This is a genomic window from Psychrobacter sp. GTC18467 (assembly GCF_055397455.1).
Genome location: NZ_AP038920.1, coordinates 281,975 through 308,246, shown reverse-complemented (window position 1 = coordinate 308,246; position 26,272 = coordinate 281,975). Strand labels below are relative to the sequence as shown.

23 protein-coding genes and 1 pseudogene are annotated in these 26,272 nt (G+C 45.4%); 12 read left to right on the top strand and 12 right to left on the bottom strand.

The window, feature by feature from the left end:
• Nucleotides 1–119 precede the first annotated feature (119 nt).
• Nucleotides 120–1,088, top strand: a complete 969-nt coding sequence (locus ACZ5XY_RS01285; protein ID WP_464742238.1) for a hypothetical protein — start codon at nucleotides 120–122, stop codon at nucleotides 1,086–1,088.
• 95 nt (nucleotides 1,089–1,183) lie between these two features.
• Here the strand turns inward: ACZ5XY_RS01285 and ACZ5XY_RS01280 are convergent, their stop codons facing one another.
• On the bottom strand, nucleotides 1,184–1,813 hold the full coding sequence (locus ACZ5XY_RS01280) for a cob(I)yrinic acid a,c-diamide adenosyltransferase (RefSeq protein ID WP_464742236.1): 630 nt from the start codon (nucleotides 1,811–1,813) through the stop codon (nucleotides 1,184–1,186).
• Nucleotides 1,814–2,006: 193 nt separating this feature from the next.
• Between ACZ5XY_RS01280 and cysS the strand changes: the two genes are divergently transcribed.
• From cysS to pdxH, 4 genes are all read left to right on the top strand, one after another.
• The gene (gene cysS, locus ACZ5XY_RS01275) at nucleotides 2,007–3,452 is read left to right on the top strand and encodes a cysteine--tRNA ligase (protein WP_464743670.1); all 1,446 of its coding nucleotides are present in this window, start codon (nucleotides 2,007–2,009) and stop codon (nucleotides 3,450–3,452) included.
• Between the two features lie 244 nt (nucleotides 3,453–3,696).
• Nucleotides 3,697–5,166, top strand: a complete 1,470-nt coding sequence (gene guaB / locus ACZ5XY_RS01270; RefSeq protein ID WP_464742234.1) for an IMP dehydrogenase — start codon at nucleotides 3,697–3,699, stop codon at nucleotides 5,164–5,166.
• A 195-nt stretch (nucleotides 5,167–5,361) separates the two neighbouring features.
• Nucleotides 5,362–6,729 carry a phosphoglucosamine mutase gene (gene glmM, locus ACZ5XY_RS01265; protein WP_464742232.1) on the top strand — a complete coding sequence of 456 codons (1,368 nt, stop codon included), beginning with the start codon at nucleotides 5,362–5,364 and terminating at the stop codon, nucleotides 6,727–6,729.
• 91 nt (nucleotides 6,730–6,820) lie between these two features.
• Nucleotides 6,821–7,468: a pyridoxamine 5'-phosphate oxidase gene (gene pdxH / locus ACZ5XY_RS01260; RefSeq protein ID WP_464743669.1), complete on the top strand. Its 648-nt coding sequence runs from the start codon at nucleotides 6,821–6,823 to the stop codon at nucleotides 7,466–7,468.
• 89 nt (nucleotides 7,469–7,557) lie between these two features.
• Here the strand turns inward: pdxH and ACZ5XY_RS01255 are convergent, their stop codons facing one another.
• From ACZ5XY_RS01255 to ACZ5XY_RS01230, 6 genes are all read right to left on the bottom strand, one after another.
• The gene (locus tag ACZ5XY_RS01255) at nucleotides 7,558–8,793 is read right to left on the bottom strand and encodes an HlyD family secretion protein (protein ID WP_464742230.1); all 1,236 of its coding nucleotides are present in this window, start codon (nucleotides 8,791–8,793) and stop codon (nucleotides 7,558–7,560) included.
• Between the two features lie 41 nt (nucleotides 8,794–8,834).
• Nucleotides 8,835–10,526 carry an efflux MFS transporter permease gene (locus ACZ5XY_RS01250; protein ID WP_464742228.1) on the bottom strand — a complete coding sequence of 564 codons (1,692 nt, stop codon included), beginning with the start codon at nucleotides 10,524–10,526 and terminating at the stop codon, nucleotides 8,835–8,837.
• Between the two features lie 211 nt (nucleotides 10,527–10,737).
• Nucleotides 10,738–11,415, bottom strand: a complete 678-nt coding sequence (locus ACZ5XY_RS01245; protein WP_464742226.1) for a type 1 glutamine amidotransferase domain-containing protein — start codon at nucleotides 11,413–11,415, stop codon at nucleotides 10,738–10,740.
• 77 nt (nucleotides 11,416–11,492) lie between these two features.
• Entirely contained in the window at nucleotides 11,493–12,563 is a 1,071-nt protein-coding gene (locus ACZ5XY_RS01240) for an NADP-dependent oxidoreductase (protein WP_464742224.1), read from the bottom strand.
• A 44-nt stretch (nucleotides 12,564–12,607) separates the two neighbouring features.
• Nucleotides 12,608–13,810: an iron-containing alcohol dehydrogenase gene (locus ACZ5XY_RS01235; protein WP_464742222.1), complete on the bottom strand. Its 1,203-nt coding sequence runs from the start codon at nucleotides 13,808–13,810 to the stop codon at nucleotides 12,608–12,610.
• 219 nt (nucleotides 13,811–14,029) lie between these two features.
• Nucleotides 14,030–14,653, bottom strand: coding sequence for a TetR/AcrR family transcriptional regulator (locus tag ACZ5XY_RS01230; protein WP_464742220.1), 624 nt, complete (start codon nucleotides 14,651–14,653; stop codon nucleotides 14,030–14,032).
• 249 nt (nucleotides 14,654–14,902) lie between these two features.
• Between ACZ5XY_RS01230 and ACZ5XY_RS01225 the strand changes: the two are divergent.
• Nucleotides 14,903–15,579, top strand: a pseudogene (locus tag ACZ5XY_RS01225) (aldehyde dehydrogenase family protein).
• A 108-nt stretch (nucleotides 15,580–15,687) separates the two neighbouring features.
• On the opposite strand, the gene ACZ5XY_RS01220 reads toward ACZ5XY_RS01225, so the two are convergent.
• Nucleotides 15,688–15,921 (bottom strand): hypothetical protein, encoded by a 234-nt coding sequence (locus tag ACZ5XY_RS01220; RefSeq protein ID WP_464742218.1) that lies wholly within the window; start codon nucleotides 15,919–15,921, stop codon nucleotides 15,688–15,690.
• Between the two features lie 146 nt (nucleotides 15,922–16,067).
• On the opposite strand from ACZ5XY_RS01220, the gene ACZ5XY_RS01215 reads away from it, so the two are divergent.
• The 3 genes from ACZ5XY_RS01215 (at nucleotide 16,068) to ACZ5XY_RS01205 (ending at nucleotide 18,754) form a co-directional block, all read left to right on the top strand.
• On the top strand, nucleotides 16,068–17,315 hold the full coding sequence (locus ACZ5XY_RS01215) for an NnrS family protein (protein WP_464742216.1): 1,248 nt from the start codon (nucleotides 16,068–16,070) through the stop codon (nucleotides 17,313–17,315).
• A 66-nt stretch (nucleotides 17,316–17,381) separates the two neighbouring features.
• Entirely contained in the window at nucleotides 17,382–17,849 is a 468-nt protein-coding gene (locus ACZ5XY_RS01210; protein WP_464742214.1) for an RrF2 family transcriptional regulator, read from the top strand.
• A 104-nt stretch (nucleotides 17,850–17,953) separates the two neighbouring features.
• Nucleotides 17,954–18,754 (top strand): ankyrin repeat domain-containing protein, encoded by an 801-nt coding sequence (locus tag ACZ5XY_RS01205; protein ID WP_464742212.1) that lies wholly within the window; start codon nucleotides 17,954–17,956, stop codon nucleotides 18,752–18,754.
• Between the two features lie 82 nt (nucleotides 18,755–18,836).
• Here the strand turns inward: ACZ5XY_RS01205 and ACZ5XY_RS01200 are convergent, their stop codons facing one another.
• Nucleotides 18,837–19,586: a hypothetical protein gene (locus ACZ5XY_RS01200; RefSeq protein ID WP_464742210.1), complete on the bottom strand. Its 750-nt coding sequence runs from the start codon at nucleotides 19,584–19,586 to the stop codon at nucleotides 18,837–18,839.
• A gap of 454 nt (nucleotides 19,587–20,040) precedes the next feature.
• Between ACZ5XY_RS01200 and ACZ5XY_RS01195 the strand changes: the two genes are divergently transcribed.
• Complete coding sequence (locus ACZ5XY_RS01195; RefSeq protein ID WP_464743667.1) at nucleotides 20,041–21,168, top strand: MFS transporter; 1,128 nt, start codon at nucleotides 20,041–20,043, stop codon at nucleotides 21,166–21,168.
• A gap of 82 nt (nucleotides 21,169–21,250) precedes the next feature.
• Nucleotides 21,251–22,441, top strand: coding sequence for an enoyl-CoA hydratase/isomerase family protein (locus tag ACZ5XY_RS01190; protein WP_464742208.1), 1,191 nt, complete (start codon nucleotides 21,251–21,253; stop codon nucleotides 22,439–22,441).
• A 16-nt stretch (nucleotides 22,442–22,457) separates the two neighbouring features.
• Here ACZ5XY_RS01190 and ACZ5XY_RS01185 read toward each other — a convergent pair whose 3' ends face one another.
• On the bottom strand, nucleotides 22,458–23,216 hold the full coding sequence (locus ACZ5XY_RS01185; protein WP_464742206.1) for an IclR family transcriptional regulator: 759 nt from the start codon (nucleotides 23,214–23,216) through the stop codon (nucleotides 22,458–22,460).
• Between the two features lie 725 nt (nucleotides 23,217–23,941).
• Between ACZ5XY_RS01185 and ACZ5XY_RS01180 the strand changes: the two genes are divergently transcribed.
• Nucleotides 23,942–24,817: a hypothetical protein gene (locus ACZ5XY_RS01180; RefSeq protein WP_464742204.1), complete on the top strand. Its 876-nt coding sequence runs from the start codon at nucleotides 23,942–23,944 to the stop codon at nucleotides 24,815–24,817.
• 68 nt (nucleotides 24,818–24,885) lie between these two features.
• Here ACZ5XY_RS01180 and ACZ5XY_RS01175 read toward each other — a convergent pair whose 3' ends face one another.
• Together ACZ5XY_RS01175 and pal are read right to left on the bottom strand one after the other, a co-directional pair.
• On the bottom strand, nucleotides 24,886–25,548 hold the full coding sequence (locus ACZ5XY_RS01175) for a 4'-phosphopantetheinyl transferase family protein (RefSeq protein WP_464742202.1): 663 nt from the start codon (nucleotides 25,546–25,548) through the stop codon (nucleotides 24,886–24,888).
• A 106-nt stretch (nucleotides 25,549–25,654) separates the two neighbouring features.
• A complete protein-coding gene (gene pal, locus ACZ5XY_RS01170; protein WP_464742200.1) occupies nucleotides 25,655–26,194 on the bottom strand; it encodes a peptidoglycan-associated lipoprotein Pal in 540 nt (179 codons plus the stop codon).
• Nucleotides 26,195–26,272: the final 78 nt, after the last annotated feature.

Here is a 26,272-nt window from a genome sequence, read left to right as displayed (position 1 = left end):
AAAGCTTAGTTTACTGGATAAGATAATATGGAATCAATTGGTTTGGGTAATGACCCAAGATTATAAATTCCGTATAATGGCTTCATTTTATTTATCGACAAGTTTAGGAGCAAGGGATAATGAGCGCAGCGAAGCAATCACCACTCATGTGGTCAAAAATAGCAGGAATAGGAGTTATGACTGGCATGGCGCTTATCGGTTGTAGTAAAGCTGATAAGCCGGCAGACGTTTCTGATGAGACAGTCGTTGTGGACAATAGCGAGGTTGCACCGGCAGTGGGTTGTCAAGACCCATTGGTTCAAGACCGCCTTAAAAATGCCATTAAAAACGCCTTATATCAGCAGTCGCAGTCGCTTGCCTCAAGTTATGCCAGTGAAGCTGATGTTAGTCTTGATTTGGGAAGTATTCGCAATAAAATCAATGCAACAGGGGTAGCAATTAACAACATCACAATGATTCAGGCGGCAAATAATAACGGCATCACCACTTGTCAGGCAGCGGTGAGTGTGGTGTTAACCAGCGAAGATGTGTTTTTAACCAACCAGCTCAATGCTGACAATGGTCACCCAACCGTTCAAGCGCAAGTTGCTCAAGATCAAGTTCGAATGAGCAGCAATACCATGATTGATGATGCGTTAACTTATATTGTGGGGACGCAAAATGGTCAAGTCCAAGTTCGTATTGTCAGCAACCCTCCATTGCTAACGGCAGCCGCTGATGTGATCGCAAGCTCAATGCTCAAATCAGCGCTCGATAATCAAAGCCAAAGCTTGCCGCAATCAAGCAGCAATCAAGACTCAGCGCCGGTCGTTCGCGCGCCAAGACCGGTGGTACCGGCTCAACCTGCCGCTCCTGCAAGACCGGCTCAGCCATCAAAACCTGCTGAAGCGCCAAAGCCAAGCTCAAGTAACAATGACAGCTCAAGCAATCAAAGCTCAAGTTCGCAATCTTCAAGCTCAAACAGCTCAGCGACAAGCAGCAATTCTGAAAGCGCCAATCCAAGTAAACCTGCTGCCAAGCCGCAACCTTCTGCGCCAAAAGATGACAGTATCGACATGGTCATCATCGAAGAAAATGGCACTTATTAATCAGTTAAGTTAATTGCTTTATAACTAAAAAAGGCTTACATGGATAAGCCTTTTTTATTTTCTGCAAAATATCTTTAGAAACCATTTTTCAAAGATTAGTTGTCATCAAAAACGCTCAGCACTTGACTGTCCCAAAGCACTTCTCGAGTTTGCGCAGAATCGGTGCAAAATCTTGCCGCCACAAATAAAAAATCGGATAGGCGGTTGATAAATTGCAGCGCAGGAGTGCTGATGGCGTTCGGATTGGCATTTTTTAAGCGAACGGCTTGACGCTCGGCGCGGCGGCAAATGCTTCTTGCTACGTGAAGTTGGCTGACAAGAAGCGACCCTGTCGGTAAAATAAAGTCTTTAAGCGGCGGCAAATGAGCGTTCATGGCGTCGATTTGCTGCTCAAGCCAAGAGATATGCGCCGCCGTCATCCCAACGAATTCAGGCATGGCAAGCTCACCGCCGAGGTTAAATAATAAATGCTGAATGATGGTTAAGCTTTGCGCAAATTTTGCGCTTTTATTTTCGTTATCGTTAAAAACGCGCTCAGGAAGGGTAGCGTTTTTTTGAGCATCATTTAATAAGGCGCGAACCAAGCCAAGTTGCGAGTTCAGCTCATCAACATCACCCATCACATCAAATAACAGGTCAGCTTTACTGACGCGGCTGCCATCTGCCACTCCGGTGCTGCCATCGTCGCCGGTTCGGGTATAAATTTTACTTAAGCGGTTTCCCATAATTTTTCCTTATCGTTGTGCGTAATTTTAATCACCAATTGAAAGTAAGGCGTGCTATTGTGGCATTTTTTGGCAATCTTCGCTAAGATAGCGGTCACTTTATCAACCCTAACTGCAATGATAACGCGATAGCCGCGCTGAACTGCATTGATTTTAAAAGGCGAATTTAATGACCAACCCTCTTGCCGACGCCATGAACCATTTGACGATTTATGACTCATTAACTGGCAAAAAGCGCGTTTTTGAGCCGCTAAAAGCCGGTCAAGTGGGAATGTATGTTTGCGGAATGACGGTTTATGATTATTGTCATATTGGTCATGCTCGGGTGATGGTTGCCTTTGATATGGTCGTTCGCTGGCTTAACACCTTGGGCTTTGACGTCGATTATATCCGCAATATCACCGACATTGATGACAAAATCATCGCCCGCGCCATTGAAAATAACGAAAGCATCAATGAGCTGACTGACCGTTTTATCAACGCCATGCATGAAGATGCCGCCGCGCTTGGCTGCACGCCACCCAACGCTGAGCCGCGAGCGACTGAGTATATCGATGAGATGCAAGTAATGATTGGCAAACTTGTCGCCAGTAATCATGCTTATAAAGCAGACAATGGCGACGTTTATTATGCCATCGATAGCTTTGAAGGTTATGGCAAATTGTCCAAGCGCAATTTGGAGGATATGCAGGCAGGCGCTCGCGTTGATGTCGATGACAATAAGCGCCATCCGTTTGATTTTGTGCTTTGGAAAGCCGCTAAGCCTGATGAGCCGCAGTGGTCATCACCTTGGGGTCAAGGTCGCCCTGGTTGGCATATTGAGTGCTCAGCAATGTCAACGCACTGCCTAGGCGACAGCTTTGACATTCATGGCGGCGGTCACGATTTGCAGTTTCCGCATCATGAAAATGAAATTGCCCAATCCGAAGCGGCAACGGGCTGTGAGTATGCCCGCAATTGGATGCATGTTGGCTTTATCAATGTTGATGGCGAAAAAATGTCCAAATCCTTGGGCAACTTTTTTACCATTCGCGAGGTGATGGCGCAGTTTCACCCCGAAACCATTCGCTTTTTCTTATTATCCAGTCATTATCGCAGTCAAGTGAACTTTTCGGACAGCGCGTTAACCGAAGCTCATAATAGCCTAAGTACATTATACCACGCGTTAAAAACCGCTGAGCAACAGGGGCAAGATAGCCACATTGATGAAGCGGCTATTAAAGATATTTGTAAAGACGCTTGGCAAAGTCAAGCCGGTCAAGATGTCATTGCCGCGATGAATGATGACTTTAATACCTCGGCGGCAATCAGCGTACTGTTTGGGCTGACTCGCGATATTAATAAAGCCATTAAAGAAGGCGATACTAAAAAAGCGTGGCAGCAAGCGCAATTATTAAAAGCATTGGCGCAGCCGCTCAACATTTTGCAGCAATCGGCGCAGCAATTTTTGCAGGCAAGCATTGGCGGTAATCACAATGGCTTAAGTGATGATGCCATTGAGCAATTGATTGCCGAGCGCGCCGCCGCCAAAGCTGATAAAAACTTTGCTCGAGCGGATGAGATTCGCCAAACGCTCAAAGACGCTGGCATTGAGCTTGAGGACAGCCGAGCCGGAACGACTTGGCGGCGCGCGTCATGAATTTGCCAAAGCGCTTATTAAAACTTTGTTGCTAAAAAATTTGCGATAAAAAAAACGGCAAAAAAGTTGCGCGGATATAAAATAAATCAAACGGAAAGCTGGTTTTTTTGGTATAATGTGGCGTTATTTTTAAGGGATAACGTCACTTTTGAAAGTAGCGGCACAATTTTGCGTTATTTTTAAAATAGCGGCTTAGCAACGTCTGAGTTCCCACCGCTCAAAATAACCACTGCTAGGGGATTTTATGTTACGAATTGTCGATCAAGCATTAACATTTGACGATGTCTTGTTGTTGCCTGCTTATTCTGAAGTGTTGCCAAAAGCCGCAAATTTAACCACCCGATTGACCAAAGACATCACGCTCAATTTGCCGCTGATTTCAGCCGCAATGGACACCGTGACTGAGTCAGATATGGCAATCACCATGGCGCAGCTTGGTGGTTTGGGCATTTTGCATAAAAATATGGACATTGCTCAGCAAGCCACCCAAGTTCGCCGTGTCAAAAAGTTTGAAGCAGGAACGGTCGTTGACCCCATCACCGTTCACCCTGAAATGAGCATTGGTGAGCTGCTACGAATCACTCAAGACAACAACATCTCAGGCGTTCCGGTGGTTGAAAAAGGCACGGACAACGTGGTCGGTATCGTCACCCACCGCGATTGGCGTTTTGAAACCAATTTGGCATTGCCCATCAGTCAAATCATGACTCCAAAAGAGCAGCTTGTTACCGTCCATGAAGGCGAGAGCAATGAGAACATCAAAAAGCTGCTTCATGAGCGCCGAATTGAAAAAGTCATTGTCATTGATGATGAGTTTCGCCTGCGCGGATTGATTACCGTCAATGACTTTACCAAAGCTGAAAACAATCCTAATGCTTGTAAAGACAACCAAGGTCGCTTGCGGGTTGGCGCGGCAGTGGGAACAGGGGCGGACACCGAAGCTCGCGTTGAAGCACTGATTGCTGCTGACGTTGACGTTATTGTGGTTGACACGGCTCACGGTCACTCAAAAGGTGTGATTGATAAAGTCAATTGGGTGAAAAAAACCTTCCCGCAAATTCAAGTGATTGGCGGCAATATTGCCACCGGTGACGCGGCACAAGCCCTTCGTGATGCGGGCGCTGATGCGGTTAAAGTTGGTATTGGTCCGGGTTCAATTTGTACCACCCGAATCATTGCTGGTATTGGCGTTCCGCAAATCTCTGCCATCGACAACGTGGCAAGCGCGCTTCAAGACAGCATCCCATTGATTGCTGATGGCGGTATTCGCTATTCAGGCGATTTAGCAAAAGCCATTGCTGCAGGGGCGTCTTGTATTATGGTCGGCTCACTCATGGCAGGAACAGAAGAAGCCCCAGGAGAGGTTGAGTTGTTCCAAGGTCGCTACTACAAAGCCTATCGCGGCATGGGAAGCTTGGGCGCAATGTCAGGTCAGCATGGCTCATCAGACCGCTATTTTCAAGATGCCAAAGAAGGCGTTGAAAAGCTTGTCCCTGAAGGTATCGAGGGCCGCGTCCCTTACAAAGGTCCTGTTGCCGGAATTGTTAATCAATTGGTCGGCGGTTTGCGCTCATCGATGGGCTATACCGGCTGCGCGACTATTGAGGAGATGCGCAAAAAACCGCAGTTTGTTCAAGTCACATCAGCGGGAATGAAAGAGTCGCACGTTCATGACGTTCAAATTACCAAAGAAGCGCCGAACTACCGCGTTTAATAAAAAGTCCTTAATAACAAGCGCCAATCGATAAGCGGTCGATTTTGGCGATAAAAGATACAAATAGCCAACAATACTAGTATGTTGTTGGCTGTTTTTTTTGTAAAATTAGGCAGCCCAATCGTTTCGTGGCTTGGTACTCATGACAACGATTTTTTATATTTTTAAAGCACAATAATAATCCAAGGATATTTTATGAGCTATTTTGGCACCGACGGCATTCGCGGTAAATTTGGCGAGCTGCCCATTACCCCCGATTTTATTTTAAAACTGGGTTATGTGACCGGTCGCGTGTTGGTTGAAAATGGTGCCACGAGCAAAAAGCCAAGTGTGGTTATTGGCAAAGATACGCGGCTTTCAGGATATGTGATTGAAGCGGCACTTCAAGCTGGCTTTAACGCGGCAGGGGTTGACGTTCATATGTTAGGACCACTGCCAACGCCAGCGATTGCCCATTTAACCCGCAGCTTTCATGCCGATGCAGGAGTGGTGATTTCCGCTTCACACAATCCTTATTTTGACAATGGGGTGAAGTTTTTCTCAAGCGATGGCAAAAAAATCAGCGATGACATGCAAAATGCCATCAACCAAAAACTCGATGCGATTATGGCAAATGATGCTTCAAATTGTGTTGCTATGCCTATTATTGACCCTGCACAATTGGGTAAGAATCATCGCATTGATGATGCCAAAGGTCGCTATATCGAATTTTGTAAGGGCAGCTTTCCTTATCAGTATGACTTGTCAAACTTAACGGTCGTCGTTGATTGTGCCAATGGGGCAGGCTATAGCGTGGCGCCGCGCGTCCTTCGTGAGCTTGGCGCGACTGTTATTGCCATTAATAATAAGCCTGATGGCATTAATATTAACGAAAAATGTGGCTCAACGCATCCTGAGGGTTTACAACAAGCGGTGGTTGATTATAACGCTGACGTTGGGATTGCCTTAGACGGTGACGGCGACCGCATCATCATGGTTGACGAAAAAGGCAGTTTGGTTGATGGCGACGGTATTTTATTTATTCTTGCCACTCAAGGTCAAACTAAAGCGGTTGGCGTTGCCGGAACGTTAATGAGCAATATGGGGCTTGAGCTTGCGCTAAACCGCGCCAGAATTGACTTTTGCCGCGCTAAAGTTGGCGACCGCTATGTCATGCAAGACCTTGAAGCCAACGGCTGGATTTTAGGCGGTGAGCCGTCGGGGCATATTTTATGCTTAGATAAAAGCCGAACAGGGGATGCCATCATTGCAGGGCTTCAAGTGTTGGCAGTCATGCAAGAGCGTGATTTGGCGCTTAGTGATTTGACCGCAGGGTTTGAGGTATTACCGCAAAAGCTGGTTAACGTTCGTTTATCGCAAATGCAAGACCCGTTTGCTTATCCAGAACTGGTTTCGGCTTTTGATAACGCCAAAGCGACGCTTGAAGGTCGTGGCAGACTGTTAATTCGTCAATCAGGAACGGAGCCCATGATTCGGGTTATGGTCGAGTCTGATGATGAGATTGAATGTGATGTGATTGCCAATGAGTTAGCGGCGAAGATTAAGCAGCAGCTTGATAGCTAATTTGAATAAGTAATGGCAAAATTATCGTAATCGGCTTATATTACTCATTAGATTGATTTAGTCACGTTAATAAAAAGGCGAATTTATGAAAATGGACTTTACCGACCAGCGGTTGTCATATGAAAAAGGCGAGCTTGATAAAGCATCTGTTCCAGAGTCGCCATTTGAGTTGTTTAATGCTTGGATGAAGGAAACGCTTGAAGAAAAGGTTCAAGAGCCTTATGCCATGAGCCTTGCCACTTGCGGCGCGGACATGAAGCCTTCGGTTCGCATCGTGCTACTTCGTGAGGTGACGGACACAGGCATCGTGTTTTATACCAATTATGACAGTGCGAAAGGTCAAGATATCAGCGAAAATCCAAACGCTGAGGCGCTGTTTTTTTGGCATGAGCTTGAGCGTCAAGTCCGCATCAGTGGCAGCATTGCCAAGATTGACGCGCAAAAATCTGCCGATTATTTTCAAAAACGACCGCATGACAGCCAAGTGGGCGCTTGGGTCAGTCAGCCGCAAAGTGGCGTGGTTGAAAATCGCGATATAATGCAAGCAAAGTTTGAGGAATTGGTCAAACAGTTCCCCGAAAATGATAAAGTGCCAACGCCTGAATTTTGGGGCGGTTATGAAATCACCATTGAAAACATCGAGTTTTGGCAAGGTCGCGCTAACCGAATGCATGACCGGATTGTTTACTCAAAAAATCAGCAAGACTCAACTTGGAATATTGAGCGCTTATTGCCTTAATTTTTAAAATGAACTCGTTTTTTAATTGATAACAATAAAACCCTTTAATAAGCTATTAAAGGGTTTTTTATGCTTTTATTTCAAAGTCGTTATTTGGTATCAACATTGACCGATACCGACATCCCCGGTCGCAGCTCGCCTAGGCGCGGCTGATTTTTATCCAAATCAATGCGAACTGGAATTCGTTGAGCGATTTTAATGTAGTTGCCCGTGGCAGGGTTAGCCGCTCCTGCGCTAAATTCGCTTCCCGTTGCCGGAGAGATGTTGCTGACGTGACCACGGAATTTCACGCCGCCAAGCGCATCAACGTGAACGGTTGCAGGCTCACCAATGCTCATATTTGCCACTTGCGTTTCTTTAAAGTTGGCAATCACCCAAACGCCGCGCGGGACGATGTACATCAGCTGCGTTCCGGCGTTGACAAATTGACCTTCTTTGACACTGACTTGGCTTAATTGACCAGATTCAGGAGCGCGGATGATGGTATTTTCAAGGTTAATTTTGGCTTGTTTTTCGCCAGCTTCAGCGTTTTTGATGTTGGCATCCAGTGAGGCTCGGCTTCCGGTAGTTTTTTTGCCGGCTTCTTTTGCGGCTTGCAAGTTAGCTTCGGCTTGGCGAACGGCAGCTTCTGCTTTTGCCAATTGCGCTTGGGCATGAGCAACTTCTGCCTGCGCCACAGCGCCAATGGCGACCAAACCTTGATAGCGATTGACGTCTTCACGAGCGCTGTCAACGCTAACTTTTGCGCTATAAACGTCCGCTTCCCGAGCTTTAATTTGCGCCTCACTGGTTCCGGTATCTTGCTCGTTGCTTGAGCGGTTGGTGAGCGCCACTTCAATATTTGCCTGAGCTTGCTCAAGCTGCTGGCGAAACGTTCGGTCATCAATTTTTACCAATAAATCACCGGCTTTTACTTGTGCAAAGTCTTCAACGGCAACTTCGGTCACATACCCTGAAACTTGCGGGCTGATGATGGTCGTTTGACCTTTAATAAAGGCATTGTCCGTTTTTTGAACGCTTGGGGTAAAGGGTGGCAGCCGCCAAGCGTATAAAATTAAGCCTACGCCAATGGCAATTAAAGCAATCAACAGCACCAAATTAAACATCGATTTTTTCTTCGGCGACCAGCCGGCAGGCTCATCAATCGGCTCTTTTGGCGGCATCGGCGTGTCGTTTTCAAGCGCAGCTTCATCGGCTTTTAGGCTGTCTTCTGCCATTTTTTCATTGGCGGCTTGCTCGGCGTTGTCACTTGATTTTGGCAGCTCATTGACTGTAGCGCGGTCATCATGAGGGTCTGCCGGTTCGCGGGGAGAGGGTTCACTCATGACTTGCTCCTAAATTTTTAGTCATTATAAAAAAGGTTTGATTAATCACGTGCTCTCATCTTAGCAAGCGCAGCAAGCTCTTTGGCTAAAGGATTGCGCTTATGATAGCGGTAATATAAATAGTTCATTAATAAAAGCAGCGCGGTAATGGTAGCAATCGTGGCAAGAATAAAGAATAAATCATCATAGGCGGCAACGGTTGCTTGCCGCTGAACGCCTTGAAGCACTTGCCCCATCGCCGTGCTTCCTGCTTGAGCACGGTCGGTGATTTGACCGGACAGCGCCCCTTGAGCACCGGCAACCCTTGCGGCAAGCCCTGCATCGCCAAGATTGAGCGAGCTTACCATATCCGCGTAATGCATTTGCGTTCGAATGGTGGTAAAGGCTTGAATGGCGGCTGCCCCTGCAAGACCACCAATGGTTTGTGAAATCCCGAAAATCACCGAAAAGCTGATAATGTAGGCAGGACCATTGGCAATGGCGCGGAACATGCCTTCAAACACCATAGGTCCCATGAAGTAAACGGCGGCAAAGGCAATTAAAAACTGACTAAAATAAAACATCGACGGCGTTGAATTTAAGGACGACCCCATATCAATCCAAGCGCCAACGGCAATGAGCGCCACTGCAAAAATCACCGGTCGGCGCAAATCCATCGCATTGGTGGTAAAAATGCTCGTGACCAATGCCAACGCACTGGCTGCTAAAACCACGGCATAAAAGGTAATCAGTTGGTCATTGCCATAGCCCAAATTGGCAAGCAGTCCTGCCGCGCCGACGGTTTGCTCGGACAACAAAATGCGCATCACTGCACCGGTAATGGTAAAGGCAATAATCGTTCGGCTGCGCATCCAGCGAACTTGCAGCATCGGGTTTTTGCGGTGCGTTTCAATCCAAAGCGCCGGAATAATGGTTACCACCGCAATAATCAGCGGAATGCTAAGCCAAGGCGTCGTCCACCACAAAATGCGACCTTGAACCAAAAATACACAAAGTGCCGCAATACCAATGGCAAATAGCCCAAAGCTGATAATATCAAGCTTTTCAAAGACTTTTTCGGTAATTCCGGCAGGAAGTTCAAGCAGATTAATCAGGCTAAAGCAAATCAGCACCAAGCCAAATTCAAATAAAAATAAAGTATCAAGTGAGCCATCACCCGCCAAATAAGGAGAGATAATCCGTGATAACGGGATGCCAAACTGAACCAAGCCAAAGCCCAAAATCAAGCCGCTAATTCGTTTGGCGGTCGGCATGCCTTGCAAGCAATAAAAAATGGACAATACCGTCATCGCGCTTGCCACAATACCGCTAAAGCCGCGCGCCACCATTTCTAAATAATACGGCTCAACCCAAGCACCAAAGGACGTTTCAATAATGCCGCTGCTGACAAGCCATTGCAAACTGGTTGCCGCCAGCAAAAAAAACATGGTAATTTTGCTAAACAGCGACATGCCAAACTGCTGCCGGATTTTATACAGTAAAATGGTAATACAGGCGTTGGTCATGTTGTAAGCGACCGAAATCCAGCCGCCCTCAACCGGCGTTAAGCCAAGCTCGCCTTGGATTTGGCTAAGATTGGCAACCAACAGCCCATTTTGAAAGCTTGCGGTAAGACCGATAAAAATACCAATCATCAGGTAGAAAAACTTGCGGCGCGTCGGATGGTCAGGGTTGGCAGGAGAGCCTACCATGATGGGGCGTTCGTGGGGTTTGAACTGGTATTCTTGACTCATGATTACATCATCGGTTGGCTAGAAGTCAACTCCATTATTAAGTAAAATCTTGGCGCTGATAATACGTGATTTGTAATTATTGGCATTTAAAAAGGCAAAAAAAACAGCCCAAGACTGTTTTGGGCTATTTTATCACAATTTTTTAATCACCACATAACGCTTGGTTATGTTTTTTAATGCTTTCATTTTAAGGGTCGTATTTCAAAAGTGCTTATTGACCAAGCACTTTTAGCAGTGCTTTAGCAGTATCTTCTGATGACGCCGGATTTTGACCAGTAACCAAATTGCCATCGGTAAGTACAAACGATGACCAATCCGCGCCTTTGTCATAATGAGCGCCGCGATCTTTGAGCATGTCCTCCAATAAAAATGGCACCTCATCATAAAGTCCAACTTCTTTTTCCTCAGAATTGCTAAATCCGGTGACCTTTTTATCTTTAATAAAATAGTCGTCCCCTGATTTGACGTTTTTCAAGGCGGCAGGGGCATGGCAGACAAAGGCAACCGGTTTTTGCTGAGTGTTAAAATCTTCAATCAGCGCGATGGAATCAAGGCTCACTGCCAAATCCCAAAGGGGACCATGACCACCGGGGTAGAATACTGCATCGAAGTCTTTGGCGCTAACTTCGGCAAGTTTTTTGGTGTGATCAAGCTTGTTTTGAGTATCTTTGTCGTCTTTAAAGCGGCGGGTCGCGTCGGTTTGTGCGGCAGGCTCATCGCTTTTTGGGTCAAGTGGCGGCTGACCACCGGCGGGTGAGGCAAGCGTAATGTCGCAGCCAGCATCTAAAAAGGTATAGTAGGGCGCGGCAAACTCTTCAAGCCAAAAGCCAGTTTTTTTGCCGGTGTCGGCTAGGCGCTCGTGTGAGGTTAATACCATTAAAATTTTCATCAGTTATCCTTATTATAAGCTATTTATTAAACGTTATTTTTATAAAGCTACTATTTATAAAGCTACTATTTATAAAGCTATTGAACATCAGCAACTTTAACCACCGTTTTGCCAAAGTTATCACCTTTTAACATATCAAAAAACGCTTGCGGCGCATTTTGCAGCCTATCGGTGATATGCTCTTTGGTTTTGACAACGCCGGATTCGACCCAATCTGTCATGGTGGCTAAAAACTCAGGGAAGTGCTCGCCGTATTCTTCAAAGATAATAAAGCCTTTAACCGTTAAGCGCTGTCGTAAAATCGTTGCCATGAGTAGCCCCAAGCGGTCAGGAGCATCCGGCAAGGAAGTGGCGTTATATTGAGAAATCAAGCCGCAAACCGGAATCCGAGCGTGAGCGTTTAAAAGCGGCAACACCGCATCAAAGACTTTGCCGCCAACGTTTTCATAATAAATATCGATACCATTGGAGCAAGCTTTTGCCAAAGCTTCCGCAAAGTCCGCGCTTTGGTGGTCAAGGCAGTCATCAAAGCCAAGCTCATCTGTCGCAAACGCGCATTTTTCTGCGCCACCTGCCACGCCAACCACGTGAAGCCCTAAATGCTTTCCAACTTGACCGACGGTTGCACCAACAGGTCCTGTAGCAGCAGCAACGACTAAAGTTTCCCCTTTTTTAGGTTTGCCAATGTCGGTCAGCCCCATGTATCCTGTGAACCCTGGCATGCCAAGAACGCCCAAGCCATAAGAGGGGTTCGCCATATTTTTATCAAGTTTAACCACGCCTGCGCCGCAGCTTACGCTGTAATCCTGCCAACCGGCATTAGCAACGACCAAATCGCCTACCTCAAAACCATCAAGGTTGGAGTCAACCACTTGGCAAACTGCCGCGCCAAGCATCACATCGCCAATAGCAAGCGACTCAGCGTAGCTTTTTGCTGCACTCATTCGACCGCGCATATAAGGGTCAAGCGACAAATAAACCGTCCGAAGCAGCATTTCACCATCTTTTGGCTTTGGAATAGGGCTGGTTTCCCAAGCAAAATTATCAAAACTTGGCTCGCCATTAGGTCGGCTGGCAAGCTTGATTTGACGGTTTTGTTGGTTATTTTGCTGATGATTTTGTTGGCTGTTGTTGTTAATAAAGCTCATGAGTTATCCTTTTTTTAAGATAGTTATTGTTTTTAAGTTTAAAATTAAACCGCGCGCTGCAAAATCCGCCGCGATACCGCCAAGTCATTGCTGCCATGTTCACCCAAAGCGGTCATTTGGTGGGCGTCAAGCTGATTAATGACCGCATCAAGGATGCTGGCGTCAAGATTGACATCACTTAAAGATACCGGCAAATTAAGCGATTGAAAAAACGCTTCGGTCATGTCGATGGCAGCATCAATTTTGTCATTATCGCTTTGATTGTCGTCGGTTAAGTCCCAAACGTTTTTAGCAAACTGCAGCAGTTTGCCTTTTTTACTGGCTTTTAGCTCATGCATGACGGCAGGAAGCAAAATGGTCAGCGTCCGCGCGTGGTCAATGCCAAACAGCGAGGTCAACTCATGACCGATCATATGCGTCGTCCAATCCTGCGGAACACCCGTTCCAATCAAGCCGTTGAGCGCCATCGTCGCCGACCACATGATGTTTTTGCGAGTTTCCAAATCCTCAGGATTTTGGCAAACCGTATGACCTTCCTCAATTAAAATCTTAAGCAGCTGCTCGGCAAACGCATCTTGAACTTTAGCATTGACCGGATAGGTCAAATACTGCTCCATCACGTGAACAAACGCATCCGCAACGCCGTTCATCACTTGCCGCTCAGGAAGTGTTAAGGTTTTGGTTGGGTCTAAAATAGAAAATTTAGGATAAACGAGCGGATTGCTAAAGGACAGTTTGGCTTGGCGATTGCTGTCATTAATCACCCCGCCAGAATTCATCTCTGACCCCGTTGCCGGAATGGTCAGCACCGCGCCCAAATCAATGGCAGAATCTAAATTGCGGCAACGACTGGTCAGCGCTTGCCAAGCTTTTTCACGCGATACTTTTTTTGAGTTACCGTCATCGGTTAAAGACGCAACCAACGCCACAAATTTGCTGCCATCAATCACCGAGCCGCCGCCGACCGCTAAGATAAAATCAATATCAAGCTCATTGACCTTATCCGCTGCCTTTAATAGCGTGTCAAATTCAGGATTGGGCTCAATGCCGCCAAACTCAAAGACTTCGCGCGACCCATTGCTCTCAAGCGCGGCTTTGACCTCATCAAGCGTGCCATGTTTTTTTGCCGAGCCACCGCCAAAGGTGATGAGCACCCGTGATTCAGGCGGCACTAAATTGGCAAGCTCTTTGATTTGATTGTCGCCAAAGACAATTCGAACCGGATTGTAATATTGGAAATTTTTCATAATTAACCTAATTCTTAAAGGGTGCAGAAATCTTTGATACGGTGCATTGTACTAAAATTAGACCGGTCGTCTAGTAATTTTTACAAAAAACTGCTGAATTAAGAGTCATTGATTAACAAAACTAAAAAGACTAAAAGTCGCTATAAAAAACAAACATTGGTTCAAAGGGTGTGGTGGCAAAACACGAAGTTAGCTTTGCAATTAATTTTACAATTCTGATCAAAGGTTTAAGGCTTCACAAGTCATCTGCCAAACCTCATCAAGCGGCGCGGTTGAACGACTGATTTTGGTGACTAAGCTTGCGCCAAGCCAAGCAAAATATAAGCGTTTGGCAAGGCTTTTTGCTTGACTGTCCGCGTCATTTTTTAGGTTCATGTCGCCGGCGTTAATGGCAATTTCGATTTGACCGCCAAGCCAGTGAATGGTTTGCTCATAGCCAAAATTTAACGCATTTGCCATCGCCTCGGACAAATCGGCAACCTCCGCGCTTAATTTTACCACCAAGCACTTATCCACATCGCAGCTGCTTTGCTGAGTGTCGTACCATCTTAAAAAATACTGATAAAGTGCCTGACTTGCGCTCGATTGGGTTTGAGAAAGCTCATCAAGCTTGTTTTGATATTGCAAAAAATAATGCTCAATAATCGCCTCGCCAAAGGCTTCTTTTGAAGCAAAATAATGGTAAAACGACCCTTTAGGAACGCCGGCGGTGGTCAATATTTGCTGAAGTCCAACCGCCGAGAAGCCTTTTTTTGCAAGCAGCTGATAGCCAACCTCAAGCAGATGCGTTTTGGTGTCTTGATGTGAATTTGCTTGCGGCTTTAAAAAACGTGGTTCTGTCATAATGATAAAAAGGTTCCTGGTTTTAAATCAGACTTAAGATTACGTATTGTAAACACATTTCTGCAAAAAATCAGATGAGAAATCAAGCGGCTATGTTAGCCTAAAATTCGTGAGCCTTAAGAAAAGCTGTAATCATATTTTTAATAAAAATTAGGATAAATTATGACCGACCACAATAACCACAATAACAACAAGCAAAATAACAGCAGCCAAAACGCCGCTACCAAAAACCGCTATTAAGATTTTCATTTGCAATATATCGCCGGCTACTGGGAAAAAGGCGAGGACGACAGCGAAAATGTCGATACCAATCCCTTTAACGGCGAAACCTTAGTTAAAATTCCGCAAGCAACCAAAGCGCAGTTAGATAGCGCTTATCAAGTCGCCAAGCAAGCACAAATCGACTGGGCGCAAAAAACGCCAAGTGAGCGCGCTCAAGTGCTTTATAAAGTCGTTGAGATTTTTGATTCTAGAAAAGACGAAATCATCGATTGGCTGGTGAAAGAGTCGGGGAGTACCACCGTCAAGCTTGAAGGGGACATCAACGGTCAACTGGTGTCGCCATATATCTTCACCAACGTTACCCGCGATATGGATTTGGCAAAAAATGAAATCTTTGGACCTTTGGTCGGTATCATCCGCGCCAAAGACGAAATCGACGCCCTTGAGATTGCCAACGATACGAGGTTTGGTTTATCAAGCGCGGTCTTTACCAACGATCTGCAAAAAGGCTTGCGCTTTGCTCGCGTATTAAAGCTGGAATGACCCACATTAATGACATCACGGTCAATGATGAAAACCATGTGCCCTTTGGTGGCGAGAAAAACTCTGGCGTCGGGCGCTTTAATGGTGAGTGGGTACTGGACGAGTTCACCACACTGCATTGGATTTCGGTTCAGCATGAGCCGCGCGATTATCCATTTTAAATAGGGATTAATCCGCAGTTAAATAAAGTTTAATCTTGTATTTTTAATAAAAAGACCAGCGCAATTCTGGTCTTTTTTATAGGTTGTTTAAAAATCAGTATTAAAAAATCAATGATGAAATCCCAAAATCATTTCAATATCGCGGCTGGTTAAATGTTTTACCAGCAACTGCTCCTCAACGGGCAAGCGGTTATGATGCTCTTTTATCATTATAAATAAAGCGCGAGCCACCTCCGCGGTCGGCGCGTAATACATTTGCGGGTCATCACGGGTCAGCTTTGCCAAAAATCGATTGATGATTTGGCGTTTTTTGGTGGTATTGCTGTCGTCAGTTGCGGTCATAGTGCTCTCCTTTACCGCTATTTAAGCAATGCCGCTTTAGGGAGTCAAGGGCTCATCACGGTGTTTGAGTAATCATTGCTTCTTATATAACATTCATTTAAAATGAATCTATTGGTAATCATCGTTGTTTTTTAAGGACAATCGCCATGCAATCCATCTCCCTGCCGTCTAAGCCGCCAAGCTCGCCGCACCCGATTTTAAATTTAGCGTTTCGGATTTTTTTTAGTGCTGCAGGGCTTTTTGCCATTGTCATTATGACGGCTTGGGCGTTTATTTTTACCGGTCACGGCAAGATTGATACAAATATCCTGAATCCATTTTATTGGCATGGTCATGAGATGATTTTTGGTTATGCGCTCGCGGTAGTGGCAGGGTTTTTACTGACGGCGGTGAAGACTTGGACGGGGCAGATGATGCCTTATGGCTATCGCTTGCTTGGCATTTTTATGTGTTGGCTACTTGCAAGGCTTGGTTGGCTGCTGTTTGGCTTTGGGGTTGATTTTGGCGGGGCGATTGGCTCGCAGGTTTGGCTCGTTGCGGCGCTTATTTTTGATGGCTTATTTATGCTGTCGATGGCAGGGGCGATTTTTCGAGCAGTTTTGGCGGTCAAGCAATATAAGCAATTGGGAATTTTAGCAAAGCTTGCGCTACTCACCCTTGCCAATGGGCTTTGTTATTTGGGCATTTTTAGCAGCAATATGGCGCTAAGTAAAATCGGCATTTATCTTGGGTTTTATTTGATTATTGGACTGGTTTTGACCATTGGTCGCCGCGTTGTGCCCTTTTTTATTGAGCGTGGATTGAGTCCTGACCTGCCTGCCCCCATAAAAGTAAAAAATAGCCGCTGGCAAGATATTGCAAGTTTGCTGCTGTTTTTGGTGTTTTTTCTTGTCGATGTGTTTTATGCTAATCCGTATCTGCTCAGTATTGCCGCGCTTGGGGTGGGGCTTGTGAACTTCAAGCGGCTTTTGGGTTGGTATCATCCAAACATTTGGCAAAAGCCGCTGCTTTGGTCGCTGTTTTTGGCATTTTTAGGCATGTGCATCAGCTTTTTCTTGTTTGCGGTGCAGCCGTGGCTTGGTTTTAGTCATAGCCTTGCTGTTCATGCCCTTGCGGTATCAGGAATTGGGATGATGACGGTGGCGATGATGACGCGGGTCTCGCTTGGTCACACCGGTCGCAGTATTCATACGCCGCCGCGCGCGGTGACGGTGATGTTTTTGTTAATGGCGCTGGTGTTCGTGAGCCGATCCTTGTTGCCGCTTGTCGATAGCAGCCATTATTTATGGTGGATAATGATTGCGCAGGCAGGTTGGATTGGCTGCTTTGTGCTGTTTTGCCGTTATTATTTGCCGATACTTGCCAAACCGCGACCCGATGGGCTATTTGGCTAGGGTCATGGCAATGGCATCGTTTGCTAAAAACGGGCTTATAAACAAATTAAAAAGGTTGGGAAGCTTATGCGATTGACCACTTATAGTGATTTTGCGCTACGAACGCTTATGTATTTGGCGGTCGTTCCGGCAGATGGCATGCTTGCCAACATCAGCGATATTGCGGACAGTTATCACATTTCAAAAAGCCATTTAACCAAAGTTGTTCATCAACTAGGGAAACTTGGCTATATCGAAAGCATTCGCGGTAAAGGCGGCGGCATTCGCTTGGCAAAAAACCCTGAAGATATTAATTTGGGCGCGCTGATTCGGCAAATTGAGCCGGATTTTGAGTTGGTGGAGTGCTTTGGGCAGTCTGTAGCGCCTAAATCCGATTTGATTTATCAAGAAGTCGTCGGCTGCGTGATCAGCCCTGAATGCCAACTAAAGCGCGTGTTTTCCGAGGCGCTCAAAGCATTTATTGGCGTTCTTGACCGCTATAGCCTTGCCGATATTGTCCAAAATGACGCCGAGCTTGCGGCATTGTTGGCTTAATAAATAGCTGAATATTTTTGATTTACAGCAAGGTTATTGTTAACTTATAATTAACTTTTTTGCTATAAAAATAAAAATAGGTTAACTTAAAAAAGGGCAATGTAATGACCAAGACTTTAAACATAAGCGCTTTGATACTGGCAGGTGCAGCACTATTGAGCGCTTGCTCAGCAATGAACACTGATGAGAACGTCAAAAAAGATGCCGCTGTGCAAGCTGTAGCATCGGTAAGCGCTGCGCCAACGCCGCAATCTGGATTTCGCTTTAGCGATGTTGAAAATGCCGATATCGCCAATAAAAATAAATTAGCGCATCGGATTTTTTATAATAAGCCATCAACAGGCGCGGATGCCGCTTGGTTTGATGCAGTGAAACGCGGTGATTTGGCAACGGTCAAATATATGGCCCAAAACGGTCAAGATTTGGAAGCCAAAGACACCGGAAGCTTGGGTCAAACCGCGCTTGGCTGGGCAGCGTTTATTGGCTATGAGGATATGGTTGATTATTTGCTGTCTCAAGGCGCAAGTGTTTATGCGACCGATAAAGGCGACGTTTATAATGTTATGAAGTCAGCCGTACTGGGTAAAAATACCAATATCGTCAAAAAAATTCATCAAATTTTAAAGTCAAAAGGCGCGGTCGATTTAAATGACCAAACCGTTGAGAGCGACGGCGAAACGCTAATTATGGTAGCGGCAAGTAACAACCGGATTGAAACGGTAAAATACTTGCTGTCGCAAGGCGCGAATCCAAATTTGGTTGCCACCACCAAAGACAAAAGTATGGGGTCATACAACCAAGGCGCTTATTCTTACGCTTGCACGCGTGGTCTGGTTGAGATGCAGCAGCTGCTTGCTGCTAATGGCGCGATAAATCATAGAACTGGAAAGGCAAGCTGCGAGTAAGCGGGCAAAAGTAAAAAAACACAAGTAAACAAAAAGGCTGCTCATATTGACAGCCTTTTTATTGTTTAATAGCTTTTAAAACTTATTCAGCTTCCTCAAGTTTCGGTCGGGCTTTGTCAATGGCTTTAGTCAGTGCCTGCCCAAATTCACCCGCTTTAAATTCAATCCGGTGCGTGTGCGCCGCGCAAAAATTGCGGGTATCGCCCCATTTATCAGTAATAACCATTGCCCAGTCGCAATACTGCTTGCCGGCGTCTGGCTCATCAAGAAGGGCGGCTTTGGTCGTCGGGCTTAACAGCACCTCGGGCAAGAGTGCGTCAAGGATTTTCATTGGCGGCGTCATAAAGGTGTCATCGACGTGAAGGCTTTTGCTGGCAGGATGAAACGCAAGCAAGGAGCCAGTGTGAACGTTGTCATTGGGCGCAATGTAATAAATGCCTCTTGGCAAGGAGAATTCAAGCTCCGGATAGCGGCTGGTGACCGCGTCACTTTCAACCAACTCCTCCGCCCAATTAACTTCAGGGACTTGCTCATGATGACGGCGGCTGCCAAAAAAGGCTGCCTCTGGAAAATCCTTTGCCATTTGCGCGCCGTGGGTGGTATGAAAGGGATGGACGTTAAGCACCGCTTCGACCTTTTTGCCATTGTCGGTAAGCTTCATGACTTCATCGCGGACGTCATCTGTTAGCGTATAACTGTCTAAAAAAATAAAATTTCCGGAGTTGAGCTGCACCAATGAGCATTGAGCGCCCACATCGATAACGCCTACCACCCGAAACGAGCCGCGGATATTCCAAAATCCTGACCCTAAATCCGTAATCGAATCGCTCATTGTTATTCTCCTAAGGTTGTTTTTATTGGTTTGGTTTTACGATAACTTTTTCATTATAAAGAGAATAAGGGGGGGGCGAACTGTTAGCAAAGCGGGGTATTGCGTTGCGATTATATTATGGCAAATTGAGGGTTTGTCTTACTATTCACCACGCGCTTACTTTTAATGAATCACACTTTGCCCCCTAAAAACACTCATTATTGTGATATTATATAAATCGCTTATCATTTAAAGTTTACGTTATTGGCTCTTATGAACCGTTAAAATTATTACTTTTCAATCACTCAAGCGACTTATCACCGCGACCAATATAGCCAGAATCCTTGTGAACTCATCTAACAGTCCGTCCAATCCGCAAAACGCGTCTTTAAATACGTCAAAAAACGCACCAAACAATGTTCCCAATTCTGCCTTGCCGTCATTGCTGCTCAAGCTGACCGTTGGCATGATTGGGATGTTTGCGTTTTTGCAGGTGTACTCGATTCAAGCCATTTTGCCGGTATTGATGAGTGATTTGTCCGCAACCGAGGTGCAAGCAGGGGTGGTCGTCGGGGCAACGGTAATGGCGATTGCAATTATGTCGCCGTTTTTGGGGATGCTGTCGGATGCCATTGGTCGCAAAGTTTTGGTGGTCGGGGCGCTGTTATTTTTAGCCATTCCAACCGCGCTGATTGCCTTTAGCCCAAGCATTGGCTGGATGACGCTGTTTCGGTTTTTGCAAGGCTTATCCGTTCCGGGGATTACCGTGGTGATTTTGGCGTATATCGGCGAGGAGTTTGAGGGTCGCGCGGTCACTGAGCTGATGTCATTTTATGTGTCAGGAACGGTTTTGGGCGGCTTTTTAGGGCGCTTTTTACTGGGGCATTTGCACGAATTTATCGGCTGGCGGCACGGCTATTTTGTGATGGCGTTGATGACATTGGTTGGTGCAGCTTGGGTTGCCAAAACGCTTCCGGCATCCAAAAAATTTGTTCCCAACCCCAATTTTCGCTCGGCAATGGCAACGCTAAAATCCCATTTGACCAACCGCTATGTCATCACCGCTTGTCTGCTTGGCGCTTGCGTGCTTTTTTCGCTCGTTGGCTGCTTTACTTTTATCAATTTGCATTTAGCTGCGGCGCCTTATCAGTTATCAACCGGCGCGCTTGCCAACATTTTTGCCGTTTATTTGATTGGCGTAGTGATTACGCCGTTATCAACCAAGCTGCTGCGCCGATTTGGGGCGGCAAAAACCGTTCGCGCGGCAGTGATTATGTCGATGGCAGGTGTTTTAATTACCTTGGTGACGCCGCTTTGGGGGGTGATTGCAGGGCTTGCCATCATGTCATCGGGCGTGTTTATCACCCAAGCGGCGACCATCAGCTATATCGCGGTCAATGTCAAATCGGGGCGCTCGCTTGCTTCAGGGCTTTATTACATGGGCTATTACGCCGGCGGCACGATTGGCGCTTGGCTTTGCGGCATTGCGTTTGCCAAAGGCGCGTGGTCAATGACGGTCGGGTTATTGTTATTTGTTCAAGTCTTAGCGCTGCTTATGGCAAGCTTTGGCATGGTAAAAATGAAAAAAGCAGCGGCAGGATAAGCCTAGTGCCACTGCTGCTAAATAATTGATGTTAAATAACTAATTTTGCTACGATTTAATGCGTTAAGTTAAAGGATAAATGATGACTGCCAAGAATAATGACTTTCAAAAAATGGCGAACGATGTGGTAATTTTTGAAAAAATTAAGACCGATTGTGGTCATATATTGGGAATAATGACGCTCAATTCGCCCAAATCACTGAATGCTTTGAGCGTTGAGATGTGTCATTTACTGACCGCTGCGCTAAGCGATTGGCAGCAAGATGAGCGCTTGGTTGCGGTGGTGTTAAGGGGCAGTGGCGACAAAGCATTTTGTGCAGGTGGTGATATCCGAAAGCTTTATGACAGCATGAAAGATAAGTCGCTGTTGCCAAATCCATACGCCACCAGTTTTTTTGGTAATGAATATAAGTTGCTTCAGCAAATGCACGGCTTTACCAAGCCAATTATTTTGTGGGGTGATGGCATTGTCATGGGCGGCGGCATGGGACTGCTTGCGTCTTGCAGTCACCGAATTGTTACCGCAAAAACGCAATTTGCCATGCCCGAAGTGACCATCGGATTATTTCCTGACGCCTCTGGAAGTTGGTTTTTGCAAAAATTTCCGGCAAAAACGGGATTGTTTTTGGGATTAACGGGCGCTCGCGGAACGGCTGCCGATTTGATTTTGGGAAATCTAGCAGAGTTTGCGCTGGCTTGCGATTATGATACGGTCATTCAAAAGCTTGTTGCAACCAACTGGCAAAGCGCTACCAACCCAAAAAGTACCGATACCGCTCACGGTTTGGTCAGCCAAGCGCTCAGCCAACTACCTAAAGCCGCCCTTATCGAAAGTAAACTTGCGCGATATTGGCAAGCTATTTCACAAATTATGAACAGCGGTAGCCTTGCCGATATCGATGCGATTTTACAAGATGATGATAAAATTGCTGCCATCTCAAGCGACTTTGCTCAAGATGACTGGACAAAGCAGGCGCTTAATAGCTATCGCCGCGGCTGTCCGGTCACCAAGGCGCTCGCGTTTGAAATATATTATAAAGTTCCCATGCTGTCTTTTAAGCAGATTTTACATTTAGAAACCAATGTGGCGCTGCACTGCTCGGCAAATCCGGACTTTAAAGAAGGCGTTCGCGCGCTATTAATTGATAAAGACAAACGCCCCAACTGGTCGCGAACGCTCAAAGACTGCTTAACCTTTGAAGGTCGCTGCTATGTTAACCGTCATTTTACCGACCCTTATCCGGCAGGCGAGCACCCAATTTCAGGATGCTAACCGTTTTGCAATTTATTTAGTCTTGCATTTCATAAATTAAATCTTGAATGTCCGCTGCCGCCTCACGAAGCCTTGGAACAAAGCTGAGCATATCTTCAAGGCTAACCCGAATGGTCGGCGCGTGGGCATAAAGTGACGCCAAATAGCGCGATTTTTTGTCAACAATGGGCACGGATACCGAAATCATTTCCGAGATAAATTCTTCATTATCCACACCGACTTTCGTTTTTGCAATCCGGTCAAGTTCAGCATTTAACTCATTGATATCAACGATGGTGTTTTTGGTAAATTTGTTTAAGCCTAAATTGTTCAGCGTTTTACGGCGACGGGCAGCAGGAAGCTGGCTTAGATATAACTTACCGCTTGAGGTGCACCACATTGGCGACTTAGTGCCAATCGGCAAATAAATCTGTAAGGGCAGCTCAGTTTGAATTCGGTTGGTATAGGTCATCGACATTTGATAAGGAATAGCGATACCGCAAGACTCTTTAATATCATCAACCAACTTTTGTAATACCGCTTGACGCTCATTAAAAAATTGCCGCTGCTGCCAAAGCTCGACACTCAAATTACGAACGCGTCTGCCAGGAGTGATGCCGCCGCCAATATCTACTTTCACAAACCCTTCTTCGACCAAATTTTGAATCAAGCGATGCACCGTTGGTTTTGGAATATTCAGCGCTTGCGACAATTCAAGTGGTGACAGTGGGGTTTGAGAGTACGAGACTGCCTCGATAATCTCTAGCACACGGGTAATGGAAGACACTTTTGGCATAATAATACTCGCTTGGCTAACCAATTAAAGCTCAAAATTTACGACAGGCTCAGCTATCAGATCAACAAAATTCAAGACAGATATAAAACAAACAACGGTCATTCGTCAACAATTATTATAAAACACCGGCATAAAATGTGCCGATGAGAGCAGCACTGAGGCTTAAATCGAGAGAAACTGCATCATCAAATTAGATAATAGCTGATGTTACTGGGTTTGGATAGTCGTTTATTCTTAAGGGTTAAAGAATATAACTAAATATAAGGTAAATTAACCTTACGTTTGAGTAACATAATAGTAATATAAGCAACGAAAACAGTATTTGTTTTTTATAGCGGATAACAATAAGAGCGCATTTACGGCTTATAAAGGCTTGAGTAAAGGTATAATTTGAAAAGAGTAATTATTATCACTTCTCTAGAATTTCTAGCGATTTTAGATTATTCTGCGAAAGAGTTGCAGATATTTATGACTTTGTAACCCTGCTTAGTCAAAAATCTTTAAAGATTGCTTATTTGTAACAAAAAATGTGCTAATATCGTTAATTAAGAAGTAATTATTACAATATTCCCGTAATCTTTACACAATGGCAAATAAAAACCTTAGCTTTAGGGATGACTTTTAGCGCCAAACTTGTTTTAATTTGCTCAACAAAATGATTGTTTATGATAACTTTGATAATCGTTTTATTGTGGTTCTGATCATTTATATTTTAGGAGAGTAATATGAAAGCTATTCAATTATCTGCTATTGCAGCAGCAGTTTTAGCCTCATCGGCGGCATTGGCTGCTGAGCCAGTAGTGGTTGTTGATGACAACGACGCTGTTGTTTATGAAGTTGAGCCTGTTGCCTATCAAGTAGAGCCAGTTGCCGCTTACCAAACTACTGACGCTGGCGTAATCCGTAGCACGCCTGCTGCTGTCGTTGGCGGTACTAAAACTTTCTTCCAAACGGTAACGCATCCAGCAGCTATCAGTGCTGAAGTGGGCTCGCTTGGTTATGGCGCAAACATCGGTTGGGGTCTAAACGAAAAAACTGAACTTCAAGCCGGTTGGGCAGGTGGCGATGTTGCTGACCTTTTCGGCGGCGACTTTGACGCGAAAGGCGTAAATTATGACGTCGATACAGATTTTAGCAACCCGTACTTAGGTGTTCAATTGCGCCCCGCTGCGAACTGGTTTACTGTGGGTGCAGGCATCATCGTTCCTGATAACGACATTACAGCAACAGCTAATGCCAAAGATGCTGGCGACAATGCTTATTATCCTGTAGATGGCAAAAAATACTTTGTTGGGACGCCAACTGGATCAGACGCTGATTATGATCCTGCTCGTGGCGATTTAGTTGGAGTCGGTAGTGTATCGGCTGAATTAGAGCATCGTAACAAACTAGCGCCTTATGCGACAATCGGTTTCCGCCCAAATATTACTAATAACTTTGGTGTTTTTGGTGAGTTAGGTGCAGCTTATATGGGAAAAACCACTGCAAATGTTAAAGCTGATAACCCAGCTGCTGTTAAAGAAATTAAGGATGCCTTAGAAGATAAATCTTTACTTGAGTGGTTGCCAATCGTTAAACTTGGCGCAACTTACCGTTTCTAATCACTATCATTTAGCTTAGTAATAAAAAACGATCCTTCGGGGTCGTTTTTTTTTGGTGGTAAAATAAGCTAATAGATAATAGTTAAGTTTCTATCTAATTTAATGCAAACTTCATAAGCATGAAAATTCATTAAAGTCATAGGTAAAGTAAACGATTGAAGATTGCTTGAAAGTGCAACTTGAATAGGAGGGATTAAAGCGGAGTAGTCTTTTCCTAAGCCTTGAGCAAGGGTGAGTTGTTCAATTTTAATGATGCTTTCTTTGATCTGCCACAGCAACCGACTGATAGTTTGTTTATAACAATCATCAAGCTTCGAAAGCTGCGCAATCTCGTTTGGATGGTAATAGCGCTTAGCCACTTGCTGCGAGATATTTTGAGCTTCTATATCGAGCCCAATAGGTCTTTGATGGCTCATGGCTACGGCAACTTGATTTTCTGAATGACTAAAGCAAACAAACGCTCCTATATTTTTTAAGCGGTAGGGGAAGCTCGTTTCTACCAATTCATCTTTGATATGAAGATGGTTAAGCAGTAATCTTAACAGCTTGCGCGTCCCAAGTCGTTGCTGTTGTCGCGCCTGCTTTTTTTGCTGACTAGGTGAGAGGGTTTTTGTCAATCTTTCATGGCTATCTGGCAACGTAGCGACCGCGCACCAAGCCTTTTCATTTAGCTGATAAAATTTAGTTTGTTCTAAAGTTATCATTGCTTTATTTTGAATAGAATTATTCATGATAAAATTCAGGGTTGTAGAGTTTTTAACGGATAATAAAAAGCTCAGCAATGGTTAAACTGCTGAGCCATAAAGTTGTGGCAACTTATGATTGACAACTTAGCAATTAATAAGACAACTCAGCGCGGCGGTTTTGCGCATAAGCTTCTTCGGTGGTACCGTTAACCGCAGGACGCTCTTCACCATAGCTGATGACGTTAATATTGGCAGGGTTGACGCCTTGGGCGGCAAGATAGCTGCTGACTGCTTGGGCGCGGCGCTCACCGAGTGCCATGTTGTACTCACGGCTACCGCGCTCATCAGTGTGACCTGCGATTAATACGCTTGCGGCTGGGTTTGAGTTTAACAAGCTGGCATGTTGGCTTAAGACACTTGCCGAATCCGAGGTGATTTCGCTGCTATCAAAGGCAAAATAAACCACAGCTTGCAAGTTGTTGGCAGCGTTTAAAACACCTGCCGTGTTGTCAACGACGACCGCGCCGGTATAGCCAACTTGACCGCCTGGAATGCCAAGCGGAGCAACGACGACTTCAGAGGTTGCGCGTTTGGTTTGACAGCCGGTGGTCAAAACAACGGCACTTGATAACACAGCAAGAGCAGCGATTTTGGTAATCGCATGGTTTGACAATGCAGCAATTAGTGACATGGAACACTCCTAAAAATTAACTTCGTTTTGTTGTTGTAGAACCGCTTATAATAAACAATTGGGCAATAATTGCCCATA

Bases quoted from the DNA above. Each gene is read 5' to 3' on its own strand.
- ACZ5XY_RS01285 (WP_464742238.1), top strand. From the start codon at position 120: ATGAGCGCAGCGAAGCAATCACCACTCATGTGGTCAAAAATAGCAGGA.
- ACZ5XY_RS01280 (WP_464742236.1), bottom strand. From the start codon at position 1,813: ATGGGAAACCGCTTAAGTAAAATTTATACCCGAACCGGCGACGATGGC.
- cysS (WP_464743670.1), top strand. From the start codon at position 2,007: ATGAACCATTTGACGATTTATGACTCATTAACTGGCAAAAAGCGCGTT.
- guaB (WP_464742234.1), top strand. From the start codon at position 3,697: ATGTTACGAATTGTCGATCAAGCATTAACATTTGACGATGTCTTGTTG.
- glmM (WP_464742232.1), top strand. From the start codon at position 5,362: ATGAGCTATTTTGGCACCGACGGCATTCGCGGTAAATTTGGCGAGCTG.
- pdxH (WP_464743669.1), top strand. From the start codon at position 6,821: ATGGACTTTACCGACCAGCGGTTGTCATATGAAAAAGGCGAGCTTGAT.
- ACZ5XY_RS01255 (WP_464742230.1), bottom strand. From the start codon at position 8,793: ATGAGTGAACCCTCTCCCCGCGAACCGGCAGACCCTCATGATGACCGC.
- ACZ5XY_RS01250 (WP_464742228.1), bottom strand. From the start codon at position 10,526: ATGAGTCAAGAATACCAGTTCAAACCCCACGAACGCCCCATCATGGTA.
- ACZ5XY_RS01245 (WP_464742226.1), bottom strand. From the start codon at position 11,415: ATGAAAATTTTAATGGTATTAACCTCACACGAGCGCCTAGCCGACACC.
- ACZ5XY_RS01240 (WP_464742224.1), bottom strand. From the start codon at position 12,563: ATGAGCTTTATTAACAACAACAGCCAACAAAATCATCAGCAAAATAAC.
- ACZ5XY_RS01235 (WP_464742222.1), bottom strand. From the start codon at position 13,810: ATGAAAAATTTCCAATATTACAATCCGGTTCGAATTGTCTTTGGCGAC.
- ACZ5XY_RS01230 (WP_464742220.1), bottom strand. From the start codon at position 14,653: ATGACAGAACCACGTTTTTTAAAGCCGCAAGCAAATTCACATCAAGAC.
- ACZ5XY_RS01220 (WP_464742218.1), bottom strand. From the start codon at position 15,921: ATGACCGCAACTGACGACAGCAATACCACCAAAAAACGCCAAATCATC.
- ACZ5XY_RS01215 (WP_464742216.1), top strand. From the start codon at position 16,068: ATGCAATCCATCTCCCTGCCGTCTAAGCCGCCAAGCTCGCCGCACCCG.
- ACZ5XY_RS01210 (WP_464742214.1), top strand. From the start codon at position 17,382: ATGCGATTGACCACTTATAGTGATTTTGCGCTACGAACGCTTATGTAT.
- ACZ5XY_RS01205 (WP_464742212.1), top strand. From the start codon at position 17,954: ATGACCAAGACTTTAAACATAAGCGCTTTGATACTGGCAGGTGCAGCA.
- ACZ5XY_RS01200 (WP_464742210.1), bottom strand. From the start codon at position 19,586: ATGAGCGATTCGATTACGGATTTAGGGTCAGGATTTTGGAATATCCGC.
- ACZ5XY_RS01195 (WP_464743667.1), top strand. From the start codon at position 20,041: ATGTTTGCGTTTTTGCAGGTGTACTCGATTCAAGCCATTTTGCCGGTA.
- ACZ5XY_RS01190 (WP_464742208.1), top strand. From the start codon at position 21,251: ATGACTGCCAAGAATAATGACTTTCAAAAAATGGCGAACGATGTGGTA.
- ACZ5XY_RS01185 (WP_464742206.1), bottom strand. From the start codon at position 23,216: ATGCCAAAAGTGTCTTCCATTACCCGTGTGCTAGAGATTATCGAGGCA.
- ACZ5XY_RS01180 (WP_464742204.1), top strand. From the start codon at position 23,942: ATGAAAGCTATTCAATTATCTGCTATTGCAGCAGCAGTTTTAGCCTCA.
- ACZ5XY_RS01175 (WP_464742202.1), bottom strand. From the start codon at position 25,548: ATGAATAATTCTATTCAAAATAAAGCAATGATAACTTTAGAACAAACT.
- pal (WP_464742200.1), bottom strand. From the start codon at position 26,194: ATGTCACTAATTGCTGCATTGTCAAACCATGCGATTACCAAAATCGCT.